This window comes from Pseudonocardia sp. DSM 110487, assembly GCF_019468565.1.
GTDB lineage: Bacteria > Actinomycetota > Actinomycetes > Mycobacteriales > Pseudonocardiaceae > Pseudonocardia.
Genome location: NZ_CP080521.1, coordinates 1483160 through 1483537, shown reverse-complemented (window position 1 = coordinate 1483537; position 378 = coordinate 1483160).

Here is a 378-nt window from a genome sequence, read left to right as displayed (position 1 = left end):
CCGGTCCACCATCGACAGTCGCAGCCGCACCGAGGCAACAGCGCACGCGGGGAGGCCGGCGGCCTCTCCCTCGTGAGCAATGTGCCTGCGCATGTGACTCGACTCCTACCGTCGAACGTGTCGGGCAGTGATGGATACGTACGTGATTCGCAGCTCTGAGCTGGGGATGACGCCGAAATGGGCAAGCGCAACAACTGGCTCGCGCGTCGCGCAACGGCAGCGACCCGCGTCCCGGACGGACTGTGTCGACATCCGGTTCGAACTTCGACCCCGCCACATGTTGCGCATCGTCAGCAACCGGTGGACGAGCTCGGCGCCCCGCCTCGTGGCGGAGCAAGTGGACCATAGCGCACACTCGATCCACTACCCAGTGATCTG